Here is a 14022-nt window from a genome sequence, read left to right on the forward strand (position 1 = left end):
GTGCGTCGTGTCTGCGTGCATCTGATCGCGGACGCTTCACCTCAAACATGATGCTTGAAATATTGCACCTCGCGCTCGTGCTTCTCAGCCGCTTCGCGTGATTTGAACGTGCCGAGATTTTTGCGCTTATGGGTCTTTGGATCGACCTTGCGTGAATAGAGCCGATACTCGCCGGATTTCAGCCTACGGATCATGACAGCCTCCTTCGTGGTAGTCCGTAAATTCCAAAAAGACTTGAAGGTTCCCGTTTGCTGCGGTGGCATGAGATGTCCCGCTTGCCGGCGTAACTCACACGTTGGGCGGGTGCGCGCGACCAGCGGCAACAGGAGATTACTCTTTTCTTCAAACACTCGTGATCGGAACGCCACTCGGTTGGACTGAACCCTAAAGCGGGCGTAAAAAGCAGTGCGAGCAACTACAGTGCCGCTCAGGGGAGAGCAAACGATGGCGCCGGGCCTTGCTACAGCTGCTAATTCGCCCATAGGAGCCGCCAAGACCGTCGAGAAACTGTCAGGCAATGGCTGGGCTATGGATGCCAGCGGGAGGTGGACCTATCTGTCCCATGATCTGCAGCTCGCGCTCGCGAAGACCCCGGAAGACCTGAATGCGTGGTGGAGTGAAGGAGAGGGGGCCTGGAAGCAGCTGGTTCACCCCGACGACTTCGAACGTGTTGCCGGGGAGTGGCGGCATTGCCTTCGGTCAGGGTATCCGTTTGATAGTGAATTCCGCATCAGACGCAGGACCGGCTTTGGTTGGGTACGAAGCTCCGGTCGATCCATCCTGGACGACTCTGGCGACATTGTTGGCTGGTACGGAACCTCGCTCGATATCGATAGCGACCGAAAAACTGTCGACGCCTTGCATGACCGGGAGCTCGAACTCTCGCTGTTGGTGGATTCCGTACCGAGCCATCTTTGGCGGCTGACACCCGAGGGAGAACCGAGCTTCTTCAACAAGAGAATGATCGACTATCTCGGCCGGGACGTCAGCGATATCCAGATTCCTGGCCTCAGCCGGCTGGACGCCATGATCGAGATGGCAATTCATCCGGAAGATGCGGAAGAGTTCGGCGGCGCACTCAATCAGAGCCTGGTAACAGGCGAGAGCTTCTTCATGAGATATCGCCTGCGTCGCCATGACGGCGTTTACAGGTGGATGTCCAGCCGTGCGGAATCGGTGCGAGACCACGATGGCCGCATCGTCCAATGGTACGGCCTCTGTCACGACGTCAACGATCAGGTCGCCACCGAGGAGGCGCTCAGGCGAAGCGAATGGCACCTGCAACGCTTGATCGATGCCTTGCCGGTCCACATCTGCAGTTGGACAGCAGCGGGAGAGCTTTCTTACGTAAGCAAGCGCTTTCTCGAAGAAGCCGGATTGTCGAAGGCGAGCTTTTCGGAGTTCGCGAAGGCCGCGCTGGACTTGATCCATCCGGACGACGTCGCGCAGGTTCGAGGTCAGGCTCTCCAATGCATTCAGAAGGGCGACGCATTCTCAATGAGATATCGCCGACGACGGAAAGACGGAACTTTTCGTTGGACGGCCGACAGGTTCGAGCCCCTGCGCGGTACTAACGGCACTATTGTTGAATGGTATGGCCTTTCAGTTGATGTCGATGAGGAGATGCGGATTCAACAGTCGCTGCGGGAGAGCGAGCACTCTCTTCATCAGCTGGTGGAGACACTGCCGGCACTCATCTACTGCCTGGCCCCTGATGGCAGGCCGATCTATCGCAGCCAGAAGCTGAGCGAATATCTGGGCTTCAGGATTGAGGAAGATGCAGAAACCGGCAAGAGCCTCCACGCCACCTTGGAAGCGATCATCCATCCCGAGGACCTCCCCGCCGTTAAGAGAAAATACAGCCAGTCGCTGCCGACAGGAAAGCCGTACGCGATGAGGCACCGAATGCGGCGGTTCGACGGAGAATATCGCTGGATGGAGACCCGGGCACTGGCGATGTACAATGCGGAAGGTGAAATCGTTCAATGGAACGGCGTGTGCCTCGACATCGACGATTGGCTTCGTGCGCAGGAGGAACTGCGACTAGCCCAGAGGAACCTTGCCAGGGCCAGCCAGGCGGCAAGCCTGGCTGAGCTCACCGCATCGATCGCGCACGAGATAGGTCAACCGCTCGCGGCGATGATCTCCAGTTCCGACGCGTGCCAGCAGTGGCTGAACGCAGAACCACCGAATATGGAGCGAGCCCAGAAGGCGCTGGATCGTGTTGTGAGAAGTGCGAATACCGCGACGGATGTCGTGAACCGCATTCGGGCGCTTTTCAAGCATTCCGACGACTCACGTCGTGTCAACGCATTTGGTAACGTGGTTACCGAAGCGCGCGACCTGATGGCAGAAGAGGCACTGAGACGAGGCGTCCGGATAAACTCGCGTATCGACAGCGATCTTCCGCCGCTGTTCTTCGATCACATTCAAATCCAGCAGGTCCTCGTCAATCTTATCCGGAATGCGATGGAAGCGATGGATGCGGCTCCAGATCGCCGCCTCCTGCAGCTGCGCGTGCGCCGTGATGAAGACTGGGTTCACACGGAGATCACCGACAATGGTCCGGGCGTCGACAATCCTGACCGCATTTTCGAGCCGTTTTTTACGACAAAGGGGCAGGGGATGGGAATGGGGCTGGCGATCTGCAGGTCGATTCTCGAATCCCATGGCGGGAGAATCTGGGTTGAGAAAAATGATCCGAATGGCGCAAAATTCGTCTTCTCGCTACCGGTGAAAGCCGAGGCGGCCCGGGCGTCATAGCCTTCCTAAAGGTTCCGATCGCTCAGACCGTGACTGCCGCTTCAATGGCTGAGCGGAGTTCGCCACCGGCAAATGGTTTGAAAAGACAGGTACCCGTGCGTTTTGCTTCTTTGATAAGCGCATCCTGAGCATGACCGGTCATGAACACAACAGGTATGGTGATGTTCCGCCGTCGTAGCTCATTGCAGAGGTCGATGCCACTCATGCCAGGCATCGAAATATCGAGGACAAGACACTTCGTATCCCGGATTCGGGGGAATGCGAGGAAATCGGCAGCCGATGCGAATGTCACCACGGAATAGCCAGACACCTCCAGCAGATCGAGCAGCGATTCCCTCACTGCTTCGTCGTCATCTATGATCGCAATTAGCGTCGGATGCATGTTCTTCGTTTTCTGATCAGCACAAACCTGGTGGTTGCTTGCCGGACGTGACTTCCTTCCGGCTGTCCATGTCGTTTTGTCGAAGGATGAATGAGAAAGTGGTGCGCCGGTTCAGATGCGATGCCGTGCGCCCGTTCAACGGGTCTGCGGCGCAACCCGATCCGCTCAAGAACTTGTGCTCCCTAGGTAGCCGCCCGTCCGGGTTTGGTGCGACCCAGACGGCCAAGGCACCATTCAGGGCGCTCGCCCGGCGGCAAACGCGTTGGCTATCTACCCGCAGCAGGTCAACGAGGACGTCAATCGATCCTAAATGCGAGCAGGCTGAATCTCTGATGCTATCCAGGTCCAGCTGAACAGGATCGTTGTTTCGGTCAGAGGTCACTTGTGTTGTGGATGACATAGCTTCTCACGCTCTCGATTAGGTCGTATCATGAGCCTGAGGATACAACTCCCGTAAGGTTATGCGGACAGCGCGAAGGCAAAGAGCCTTTTGGCAACCTTGTTTGAAAGCACGTGCTTTTTCCGGATTTAGATTACGCCGATAAGTAGGCGCTCGCATCCCCAACACAAGTATATCTTGAGGGTCTGGTGCGTTCGGCCATGACGGCTAATCGCGCCATGAGTGCGCTCTTTTGCGCGATCTTTTGAGGATCCCGTGAATCGCTAAGGACGTGTCGTCAACAGGGCGGCGGCTCGCCCGAATCAAGCAGGGGAATGCCAGAACACCACAGTCGCTGCAAAGATGAGAGCCGTGCTTACCACAGCAGGAGGTAGCAGCCGATATCGACTGACTCCGTTGGAAACAGAGCCTCATGGCCTGCCAGGTGGCGTCGTCGCAAATCTATGCAAAGATTGTGAGGAGCTCTAAACGCTGGGCCACAAATGCGCCTCAGCAGGTTCAATGCTATCAATCCCATTGGGATTGAATGGTGCGGTCGAGAAGACTCGAACTTCCACGGGTTGCCCCACAGCGACCTCAACGCTGCGCGTCTACCAATTCCGCCACGACCGCATCGTGGTAGGTGCCGATTTGTGCCGGCGGGGCAGCATGTAGCAAAAGCATTTCGGGTACACAAGGGCGATATGACAGATTTTTTCAAAAGAAATCACAGCATTTGAATCGTGCTCGAAACGGGACCATATAGGCCTTCGCAGCGCTGCCTCCGCAGTCGCAGCACAAGGAATGGCCATGCTACGCAAAGATCTTGAATTCTCCATGATGCCCCGAGAAGGCTCGCGGCCGGTCCGATGGCGGATCGCCGACGGTCTCGTGCCCTATGAGGAGGCTGTGGAAAACATGGAGCGCGAGGTCGCGGCGATCGCAGACGGCGGTGACGAGCTCGTCTGGCTCGTGGAGCATCCGCCTCTCTACACGGCGGGGACGAGCGCTGATGCCAAAGACCTGGTCCAGCCCGACCGGTTCCCCGTCTTCGCAACAGGACGCGGCGGTGAATATACCTATCACGGGCCGGGCCAGCGTGTTGCATACGTGATGCTGGACCTGAAGCGCAGGCGTCAGGACGTGCGTGCCTTTGTTGCCGCGCTCGAGGAAGTGGTCATTCGCACGCTTGATTCGATGAACGTCCGCGGCGAACGGCGCGAGGACCGCGTCGGTGTCTGGGTTCGCAGGCCTGACAAGGCGGCTCTACCCGACGGCACGATGGCAGAAGACAAGATTGCGGCACTGGGGATCCGGCTGCGGAAATGGGTGACCTTTCATGGATTGTCGCTGAACGTCGAACCCGATCTCGATCACTTCAGTGGAATCGTTCCATGCGGGATTTCCGCCCATGGCGTCACGAGTCTGGTCGACCTCGGCCTGCCGGTCATGATGACTGATGTCGACATCCGGCTTCGCGAGGCATTCGAATCGGTTTTTGGTGAGACAGTCACCGAGGGGTGACGCAATAAAGAAAGGGCCGGATGACCGGCCCTCGGCAATCGATTGCTATTTGTCGCCGATGTCGCGGCAGGCATCGGTATGTGACGCTCCGCTATCGCCGCCAGCCGTATGCACCCCGGAGTTCGTCCTCATGTAGTCGCAGTCGGGCAGTCGCCTGACGCTTCCCGTTGTCATCCTGTCGACGGGAGCCGACATCCGGGCTGGCGCAAATCCGTCGCTGTCATTCGTGTAGTCGGAAGAGTATTCCGGTGCCTTGCGGTTGGCGTAGTGAATTGGCTTTTTCGCCGTCATCTGGACGGGCGCAAACCCGTCGCTATCGTTGCTGTAGTCGTTCGAGTACTGTTGGGCAAAGGCTGCACTTCCTAGGCCGAGGCTGAGGACAAGAACGGAAGCGGCGGCCGCAAATCTGAAACGCATGGGATAACTCCTCAATTCATCGTTGCATTGACAACGACACCAAACCCTCGGCAGGACTTAGTTCGCGCTCAAATTGCGGCAAGAATGCGGGCAAAAAATCACACGAACGGTGCCGTTTTATCAAATGAAATCACAGATCCGCGACCGAAATTGACCGTTTCGTGATGGAACATTCTCTCTCATTCGGAAAGCGCGCGCTTCCGGATTTACACAACCATAAGCAGATTAATTGTCCACGCAGCCGCCGCTACTTTCGTAACTTCTCCCACCGTTTGACCAGCCGCTCGCGCTTGAGCCTGGAAAGGCGCTGTATCCAAAAGATGCCGTCGAGCTGGTCAATTTCGTGCTGGATGCAGACGGCGAGGAAGCCCTCCGCTTCCTCCTCGTGAACGACGCCCGTCAGATCACGGTATCGAACACGAATTGCCTTTGGCCTGATGACCTCATCAGTCATACCGGGCATGGAGACGCTCCCTTCGACATGGCGAATCGTGTCGTCTGACACTGACACAATCTCCGGATTGACGTAGTGTCGCACGCCTTCGTTTCGGCCAAGCTCAATGACGGCTACCCGCAGAAAGACGCCGATGTGGGCAGCAGTGATACCGACACCTGGCGCCGCCCGCATCGTATCCAGCAAATCGTCCGAGAGGTCGCGCAGCCTCTGGTCGAAGAGTTCGACGGGTTCGCAAACGGTTTTCAGGCCAATGTCGGGAAAGCGCAATATGGGTCGGACAGCCACTGGCAAAGTTCCTGTTTTGAGATGCGCGGAAACTATCGCTGCGCACGCGCATTGTCATCCACGCGAGGCGTTTGCGGCTGGACGGACTTCAAGCTTTGAGCTAGCACGAAGCTATATAATTCGGCGCTTAGTCATTGAACTTCAAACGGGATGCGAGGGCGGCAACCATGACGAACGACGCAGAAGAGCTCGTCCGCCCGCGTCCAGACAGCGGCGACGCCGACATCTATGATGAAAATGGCAACGTCCGAGGTGATTTCCTGGCGCTGGTCGGTGCCGCGATTGCCGATCGCGATACGATCTTCCTGCGCCAACACGTCGCCCGCCTGCACGAATCTGAAATAGGCGACCTTCTCGAATCGCTGCAGCCCGACCAGCGACTTGCGCTCGTTCGCCTGCTTGGCGACGAGTTCGACATGACGGCGTTGACGGAGGTCGACGAAACGATTCGTCGCGAAATCGTCGACCAGATGCCGAACGAGCAGATCGCCGCAGCGATCGGCGAACTCGATTCGGACGATGCCGTTTACATTCTCGAGGACCTCGACACCGAGGATCGCGAAGAAATCCTCGCGCAGCTGCCGTTTACCGAACGTGTAAGGCTGCGGCGCGCGCTCGACTATCCGGAAAGCTCGGCCGGCCGTCGTATGCAGACGGAGTTCGTCGCGGTCCCGCCGTTCTGGACGGTCGGGCAGACGATCGACTACATGCGCGACGAGGAAGACCTGCCGTACTCATTCTCGCAGATCTTTGTCATCGACCCGACATTCAAGCTGTTGGGCGCCGTCGATCTGGACAAGATCCTGCGTACGAAGCGGCAGACCAAGATCGAATCCATCATGCGGGAGACGAATCATCCGATCCCCGCGGAGATGGACCAGGAAGAGGCCGCCCAGCTTTTCGAACAGTACGACCTTCTCTCCGCCGCCGTCGTCGACGAGAACGACAGGCTGGTCGGAGTGCTTACGATCGATGATGTGGTCGACGTCATTCACGAGGAAGCCGACGAAGACATCAAGCGTCTGGGCGGTGTCGGCGACGAAGAGCTGTCGGACAATGTTTTCTCAACCGTCCGCTCTCGCTTTCTCTGGCTCGTGATCAACCTCGGAACGGCCTTGCTGTCTGCAAGCGTCATCGGGTTGTTCGACGAATCGATCGAGAAGATGATTGCGCTCGCGGTGCTGATGCCAATCGTGGCATCCATGGGCGGCAATGCGGGCACGCAGACGATGACGGTTACCGTCCGCGCGTTGGCGACCGGCGACATCGACATCTACAACGCCGGCCGCATCATACGCAGAGAGGCGGGGGTCGGCGTCGCCAATGGCGCGCTGTTCTCCGTCATCATGGGGGCCATCGCCGCCACCTGGTTTCACGACTACCAACTGGGCTTCGTGATCGGCGCAGCGATGATCATCAACCTGTTTGCTGCCGCCCTTGCCGGAATTCTCCTGCCGTTGCTCCTGCATAAGGTCGGAGCCGACCCAGCCATTGCGTCGTCGGTTTTTGTCACGACAGTAACCGATTGTACGGGCTTTTTTGCCTTTCTCGGTATCGCTACATGGTGGTTCGGGATTTAGCCGGCTCGAATTTCCGCGCAGAAATTGACTATTACGTAAAAGTCAATATTATTGGCACCCTTAATGGTGGGGAGCCCATGCCGGTCAGCAAGTACTATAGCATAACCGAATTGACGCGCGAGTTTGGAGTATCGACGCGTACGCTGAGGTTCTACGAAGACGAAGGATTGATCCATCCAGAGCGGCGCGGACGCACCCGGTTGTTCCGTCCGGCAGACCGCCGCCTGATCCAGGAAATCCTGCGTGGCCGGCGCATCGGTTTCACCATTGCGGAGATCCGCGAGATCATTCAGGTCTACAAGGAGCCGCCGGGCGAGTTGGGCCAGCTGAAGCTCCTGATGAAGCGCGTCGACGAGAAGCGCGAAGACCTGCGCCAGAAGCGCAAGGACATCGACGACACCCTGGCCGAGCTCGACAATATCGAAGAGGCATGCCTCGGTCGTCTGGCCGATATCGGCGTCGGCACCTGATTATTGCGTGTTGGCGCTGCACTCGCTCGCCAACGCCATGATCCGCCCGTCATCCGGCGTGACGGCGCCAGACTGGAATTCCGTGAAGAGCTTTTGCGTCCTCAGCGCATCGAGGGTGCACTGGCAGAAGCTGCGGCATAGCGCTTCGCCTTCCTGCATCATGCACGAGGCATTGCATTGCCTCAGGTAGGTTTCGACCGGGTCCGGCTTAGCGGGCGGAATGATCACGGAAAGTCCGTAGGCAACTGCGATCAGCACCGGCTGATGAATGAGGTAAAAGGCGAGGCTATGACGCCCGGCCCTTGCCGGCAGGCTTGAGCCGGTGCCAAGCTTTGCAAGCCTCGCGGGAAGCCCCGTCCTCAGGGCGAGCAGAGCCGTCGTCATGCCAAGCAGGAAGGGCACCGCCCAAGGAAAGATCGGGACGTAGTCGTTCGACCGTTGCGGCATCTCTGCCAGGCCGATCCAGGCGAGGTAGCGCGGATTGAAGATCGGCGAGCGCAACAGGTTGGGCGCGACCCAGGTATCCACGACCCATGCCGCGGTAACAGCAGCGGTCGCGGCGATGGCAACAGGCAAGGGCAGACGCAGGAAGACAAGCCCCAGCAGGCTGAGGACTGCGATGCAATGGAGAATGCCGAAGAATATCCATTCGCCAGGGAAGACAAACCGCGTCACCACCGAGATCGCAAGCGCTGCGGCAACGATCATCCCAAACCGCTTCCAGAACGGGCGCCAGCGGATCTCCGGCGTGTTTGCGAGGACCAGGCTGACGCCGACAATGAACAGGAAGGTCGATGCGATGGCGCGGGCATAGAGCTTCAGCCAGCCGGTTTCAGCAGTACCTGGGGGGAGGTAGCCCATGAACTCCATGTCCCAGGTGAAATGATAGGTCGCCATCGCCAGCAGGGCGACACCGCGCGCTGTGTCCAGCAAGCCAATGCGAGGCGGCTTAACGCTCGCATGTGTTTCCGTCGCCAGAGCGGTCATTCACAATCCCTCGGATGAGTCGTTGCCGTCGTTCGACGGCTTGGCGCGGGGAATAGGAGAAAGGTGGAGATTTGATGGCGGCCGGGCATCCATGATCGCCAGCCGCGCTTCAGAGAAGAACTGCCGCCTTGTCAGGACCACGATCACGATCGTCGTCGTCAGCATGAAAACATAAGGGTTGATGAACCAACCGAGGTAGCCGATCGAGAGGAAGATGGCGCGCAGCCCCTCGTTGAAATGACCCGCGGCAATGATGTTCATGCGGATGACGCGTTCCGCCGCGCGCTCGGCGGCAATCACATCGTGTTCGCTGTCGCGCATCATCGGGATTGAGCCGAAGAGGATGGTGCAGTAGTTGAAGAGGCGATACGACCAGCCGAATTTGAAAAAGGCGTATCCGAAAAGCGCCGCGAGGCCGCCGACCTTCATTTCAAAGACGGCATGCCCGCTATGAAAGACGAAGGGCAGGTCGGCGAAGACGGCGTCGACTTTCTCCGTTGCCCCCAGCAGAGCAAAGCAGCTGCCGATGGCGAAAATCGACGTCGAGGCGAAGAATGCGGTGCCATTCTGCAGGCCGGCCATGATCTGGGTGTCGATCATCTTCAAATCGCGGCGCAGCGAATTGTAGATCCACTCGCGCCGGCGTTCCCGCATGGCGTGGGTGAGGCTGGTTCTGCCGAAGAAACTCGAGCTTTGCAGCAGGCGCGCATAGCCGAACCAGATCGCTGCAAAGAACACCAGTGCAATGTAATCCGCTGTCGTCATCATTATATTGAATCAGGCTCCCGTCGCCGCGTCACTCTACAGATGCGGTGGCACGCCGCAATGACTGGCAAGTCGCAGCGCTTCGTTTTACAGATGTCGCACGCGTGAAATGCCATGTCGGTCCATCGCCGGGATCGCGGGAGCCGGTAGCGTAGGTTTGCGCAGCAACTTTACAGGACGCAGTCATGTTCCTTTCCGTTTTCGACGTCTTCAAAATCGGTGTCGGGCCCTCCAGTTCACACACGATGGGTCCGATGACTGCAGCCAATCGATTCCTCGATCTGATCCTGTCAAACGACTGGCCGCGCCCGACTTCTGGCGCCCAGGTCGCGTCGATAAAGGTCAGCCTGCACGGCTCACTGGCGCATACAGGGATCGGGCACGGGACGGGCAGGGCCGTCATCCTCGGCCTGATGGGCGAGCATCCTGACAGCGTCGATCCGGACAAGATGGACGGTATCATCAGCCACGTGGAGCGCTCCGGTCGCATCTCGCCGCCCGGGCATCCGAGCTACGGCTTCCAGCCGAAGACCGACCTGGTCTTCGACAAGAAGCAGCCGTTGCCGGGCCACGCCAACGGCATGTCGCTTTCCGCCTTCGACAAGGACGGGCGGATGCTGGTCAAGCGCATCTACTATTCAGTCGGCGGCGGCTTCGTCGTGACCGACACTGAACTCGAGCAGATGCGTGCAAAGAAGAAGACGCCGTCCGATTCGCTCAGGGTTCCGTATCCTTTCTCCTCGGCCAAGCAGATGCTCGACATGGCCGCGCGCTCCGGCCTCTCGATCGCGCAGATGAAGCGCGCCAATGAGGAAACGCAGCGTAGCCGCGAGGAACTGGACGCCGGTCTTGATCGCATCTGGGAAGCAATGCGCTCGTGTATCGAACGCGGGCTCAAGGTCGATGGCATCATGCCGGGCGGGCTGAACGTTCGCCGTCGCGCCCGCGCGATTCATGACAAACTGCAGGAGGAATGGCGCAGCAACCGCATCAACCCGCTGCTCGCGAACGACTGGCTGAGCGTCTACGCCATGGCCGTCAACGAGGAGAATGCTGCTGGTGGTCGCGTCGTGACCGCTCCGACGAACGGTGCCGCGGGCGTTATCCCGGCGACGATCCGCTATTACGAGCATTTCCACGACGATTGGGACCAGAACGGCATCCGCGATTATCTTCTGACCGCTGCTGCGGTCGGTGGGATCATCAAGCACAACGCCTCGATTTCCGGCGCAGAGGTCGGCTGTCAGGGCGAGGTGGGCTCCGCGGCCGCCATGGCGGCTGCCGGTCTTGCGGCGGTCATGGGCGGGACCCCCGAGCAGATCGAGAACGCTGCCGAAATCGCGCTGGAACATCATCTCGGCATGAGCTGTGATCCGGTCGCGGGTCTCGTGCAGGTTCCCTGCATCGAACGAAATGCCCTCGGCGCGGTCAAGGCAGTTACGGCTGCCTCACTGGCCATCAAGGGAGACGGCAAGCACTTCGTTCCGCTCGACGCCTGCATCGAAACCATGCGGCAGACCGGCAACGACATGAGCGAGAAATACAAGGAGACTTCCACCGGCGGCCTTGCCGTCAACGTCGTGGAATGCTGACTTTGTGAACATGCGACTTGCCGCTTGACGCTGCCCGATAAAAGGATTTGAACGGCGGCATGGCATTGCATCTCATTAAACTGTGTGTGGGCGCGGATTCGATCGACGATCTGCGTGAGTGGGTCGCCGAGCGGTCTCTCAGAGCGATTGCGGCCGGGCTAGAGCCTCATTCCGTGCATACGACGAGGATGGTCCCGAAGCGGGTCGAGGAGTTGCTTGACGGAGGTTCGCTCTACTGGGTGATCAAGGGGCAGGTACAGGCGCGCCAGAAGCTGCTCGATATCCAGACGTTTACCGATGGCGAGGGAATCTCACGTTGCCATCTTGTACTGGGGCCTGAGGTCATCGAAACGGCAGTCCAGCCGAAACGAGCATTCCAGGGCTGGCGCTATTATCCGCAGGACGACGTCCCGCGCGATCTGAACAGCCTCGGGCAAGGGATTGCGGAAATGCCCGCGGACCTTCGCCGCGAGCTTTCCGAACTCGGCCTGCTCTGATTAGATTAGCGCAGGCGCAACGTTACTGGTGCCCGACCTTCCGGGCAGGTGACGTGAAGGTGGATACTCGCTTCCGCCTGCGAGCAACGCCACGCCCGCGCGCCGTGGCACAACAGCAGATTGATCAAGTCCTTGGTTTTTGCCGATTTCGGCTTCTGCCGCTGCAACCCTACCTCTGCCAGTCGCAAAGCAGCTTCATGCAGCGGGTGCAAACCGGCTCGCGGATTTTTGCCGGTCACCCGGCCATGTGGCGGAAATTCCGGAACATTCTCGTTGATCGCCATTCTCATCCCCGTACGCATTACAAACCGAGTCTCAGAACTCCGTCGGATCAAACACACGATCACGACGCTTGGGACATGCCGCCCGGTCTAGGGCGGCATGTCCGCTGATCATTGGGCGGTGGCCCAGCACTTCACGCCGGCGCGCTTGAGGGCGTTGCAGGCGTTCACAGCAGAACGCTGGTCATCGAAACCGCTGAAGCGAGCACGGTAGCTTCCGGCATTGGCGACTGCGATCGGCTTTGCGGAACGAAGGGACTTGCCACCCTTGTTCTTGGCGCTGTCGAGCAGGTCCATGGCGCCTTCCTTGCTGGAAGAAACGCCAATCTGAACGGCCCAACCGGCCAGCTGCGGTTCCTTGGTCGATGCGGTCGTCAGCTCGTCGACAGACGTATCGCCCTGTTCCGGCGGGACATAGGCAGGAGCAGATGTGGGCGTAGCAACAGCAGCCTGCTTGATCGCCTGGGTCTTGACCTTCGTCGGCGTCGGCATTTCCTGCTGGAGGAGCGGATTGTCGGACTTTGACTTGGCAACGTCGGCATACGCAACCTGCGCGGAGGCCGCTTGATCGCGGGCATCCGGCGTCGGCGCGGTGCGCGGCAGGCTGACCTCAGGCGCAGCCGAAGCGACGCGTGTTTCGGTGACGGGCGCTACCGGTTGCGGCGCGGTCTGGGCGATCAGATCCGACGAACCACCGCGGCTGGATGCCTTCGGCAGATAGGCGGCGATCAGCTTGCGCATCTGATTGTCGCGGGCAGGGGTCGAAGCCCCGCCGAGAACAACGCCAACGATCGATTTTCCATCGACCTGAACGGAGCTTACCAGATTAAAACCAGCCGCCCGGGTATAACCCGTTTTGATGCCATCGACGCCGCGCACGGAGCCGACAAGACGGTTGTGGCTACGGATGATGCGATTGCCGAACTTAAAGCTCTGCGTGGAGAAATAACCGTAATACTGCGGAAAATGCTGGCGAAGTGCGATACCCAGACGGGCCTGGTCGCGCGCCGTCGTCATCTGGGCGGTATTCGGCAGGCCGTTGGCATTACGATAGGTCGTACGCGTCATACCAAGCGCATGCGCTTTCGCGGTCATCAGCTGGGCGAAACGATCCTCTGTGCCACCAAGCAACTCGCCGAGAGCCGTGGACGCGTCATTGGCCGACAGCGTCACGAGGCCAAGGATTGCCTGTTCGACGGAGATCGTGCCACCTGCGCGAACACCGAGCTTCGTCGGCGCTTGGGCGGAAGCGTGTGCGGAGAAGGGAACCGACGTGTCCAGGCGGATGCGCCCCTGCTCCAGTGCTTCGAAGGTCAGGTAGAGCGTCATCATCTTTGTGAGAGAAGCCGGATACTGCAGGCGATCCGCGTTCTCGCTATAGAGAACGCTGCCGGTTTTCGCATCGACGACGATTCCCGCGTATTTTGAGTTGGCAGCCTCCGCATCGGCATCGATCGAGTCGGCCATAATGATACCGGCCGCCAGAGACAGCGCCGTGATCGCTCTTATAAGAAAATTGCGGGATCGCGATGGTGATACGGAGGAGACTGACCTTGGCACTATTCTACTCTTCGCTTGCATTTCGGACACTGGAGAGATCGGCCGCCCTCCCGGCGCGATCGTTCTCTCAGCAAATTATCCGT

At 59.1% G+C, this 14022-nt stretch carries 14 protein-coding genes and 1 tRNA gene; 6 read left to right on the plus strand and 9 right to left on the minus strand.

From position 1 onward, the window contains the following. Positions 1 to 41: 41 nt before the first annotated feature. On the minus strand, positions 42 to 194 hold the full coding sequence (locus tag AC1DE4_RS05650) for a hypothetical protein (protein WP_112647943.1): 153 nt from the start codon (positions 192 to 194) through the stop codon (positions 42 to 44). Between the two features lie 250 nt (positions 195 to 444). On the opposite strand from AC1DE4_RS05650, the gene AC1DE4_RS05655 reads away from it, so the two are divergent. Next, positions 445 to 2763 carry a PAS domain-containing sensor histidine kinase gene (locus AC1DE4_RS05655; protein ID WP_025661143.1) on the plus strand — a complete coding sequence of 773 codons (2319 nt, stop codon included), beginning with the start codon at positions 445 to 447 and terminating at the stop codon, positions 2761 to 2763. Positions 2764 to 2785: 22 nt separating this feature from the next. Here the strand turns inward: AC1DE4_RS05655 and AC1DE4_RS05660 are convergent, their stop codons facing one another. Continuing rightward, a complete protein-coding gene (locus AC1DE4_RS05660) occupies positions 2786 to 3145 on the minus strand; it encodes a response regulator transcription factor (protein WP_025661142.1) in 360 nt (119 codons plus the stop codon). 927 nt (positions 3146 to 4072) lie between these two features. Then, a tRNA-Leu gene (locus AC1DE4_RS05665) sits at positions 4073 to 4157 on the minus strand. A 171-nt stretch (positions 4158 to 4328) separates the two neighbouring features. On the opposite strand from AC1DE4_RS05665, the gene lipB reads away from it, so the two are divergent. After that, positions 4329 to 5048, plus strand: coding sequence for a lipoyl(octanoyl) transferase LipB (gene lipB / locus AC1DE4_RS05670; RefSeq protein ID WP_025661141.1), 720 nt, complete (start codon positions 4329 to 4331; stop codon positions 5046 to 5048). 45 nt (positions 5049 to 5093) lie between these two features. Here the strand turns inward: lipB and AC1DE4_RS05675 are convergent, their stop codons facing one another. Continuing rightward, on the minus strand, positions 5094 to 5465 hold the full coding sequence (locus AC1DE4_RS05675) for a hypothetical protein (protein WP_025661140.1): 372 nt from the start codon (positions 5463 to 5465) through the stop codon (positions 5094 to 5096). 247 nt (positions 5466 to 5712) lie between these two features. Then, a complete protein-coding gene (locus AC1DE4_RS05680) occupies positions 5713 to 6207 on the minus strand; it encodes a peptide deformylase (RefSeq protein ID WP_477880428.1) in 495 nt (164 codons plus the stop codon). Positions 6208 to 6374: 167 nt separating this feature from the next. Here AC1DE4_RS05680 and mgtE point away from each other — a divergent pair, with 167 nt between their 5' ends. Together mgtE and AC1DE4_RS05690 are read left to right on the plus strand one after the other, a co-directional pair. Then, positions 6375 to 7787, plus strand: a complete 1413-nt coding sequence (gene mgtE, locus AC1DE4_RS05685; RefSeq protein WP_018854955.1) for a magnesium transporter — start codon at positions 6375 to 6377, stop codon at positions 7785 to 7787. 77 nt (positions 7788 to 7864) lie between these two features. After that, positions 7865 to 8257 carry a MerR family transcriptional regulator gene (locus AC1DE4_RS05690; protein WP_016554043.1) on the plus strand — a complete coding sequence of 131 codons (393 nt, stop codon included), beginning with the start codon at positions 7865 to 7867 and terminating at the stop codon, positions 8255 to 8257. Here the strand turns inward: AC1DE4_RS05690 and AC1DE4_RS05695 are convergent, their stop codons facing one another. Both AC1DE4_RS05695 and AC1DE4_RS05700 read right to left on the minus strand, forming a co-directional pair. After that, the gene (locus AC1DE4_RS05695; protein ID WP_477880430.1) at positions 8258 to 9244 is read right to left on the minus strand and encodes a heparan-alpha-glucosaminide N-acetyltransferase; all 987 of its coding nucleotides are present in this window, start codon (positions 9242 to 9244) and stop codon (positions 8258 to 8260) included. Then, the gene (locus AC1DE4_RS05700) at positions 9245 to 10009 is read right to left on the minus strand and encodes a DUF599 domain-containing protein (RefSeq protein WP_025660929.1); all 765 of its coding nucleotides are present in this window, start codon (positions 10007 to 10009) and stop codon (positions 9245 to 9247) included. A gap of 185 nt (positions 10010 to 10194) precedes the next feature. Between AC1DE4_RS05700 and AC1DE4_RS05705 the strand changes: the two genes are divergently transcribed. After that, the gene (locus AC1DE4_RS05705) at positions 10195 to 11601 is read left to right on the plus strand and encodes an L-serine ammonia-lyase (protein WP_477880432.1); all 1407 of its coding nucleotides are present in this window, start codon (positions 10195 to 10197) and stop codon (positions 11599 to 11601) included. A gap of 59 nt (positions 11602 to 11660) precedes the next feature. Continuing rightward, a complete protein-coding gene (locus AC1DE4_RS05710; RefSeq protein ID WP_477880434.1) occupies positions 11661 to 12098 on the plus strand; it encodes a DUF1489 family protein in 438 nt (145 codons plus the stop codon). A 5-nt stretch (positions 12099 to 12103) separates the two neighbouring features. Here the strand turns inward: AC1DE4_RS05710 and AC1DE4_RS05715 are convergent, their stop codons facing one another. After that, on the minus strand, positions 12104 to 12382 hold the full coding sequence (locus AC1DE4_RS05715; protein ID WP_025660931.1) for a hypothetical protein: 279 nt from the start codon (positions 12380 to 12382) through the stop codon (positions 12104 to 12106). 108 nt (positions 12383 to 12490) lie between these two features. Then, entirely contained in the window at positions 12491 to 13960 is a 1470-nt protein-coding gene (locus tag AC1DE4_RS05720) for a D-alanyl-D-alanine carboxypeptidase (RefSeq protein ID WP_205634476.1), read from the minus strand. Positions 13961 to 14022: the final 62 nt, after the last annotated feature.

Source organism: Rhizobium sp. 10N414, from assembly GCF_056394785.1.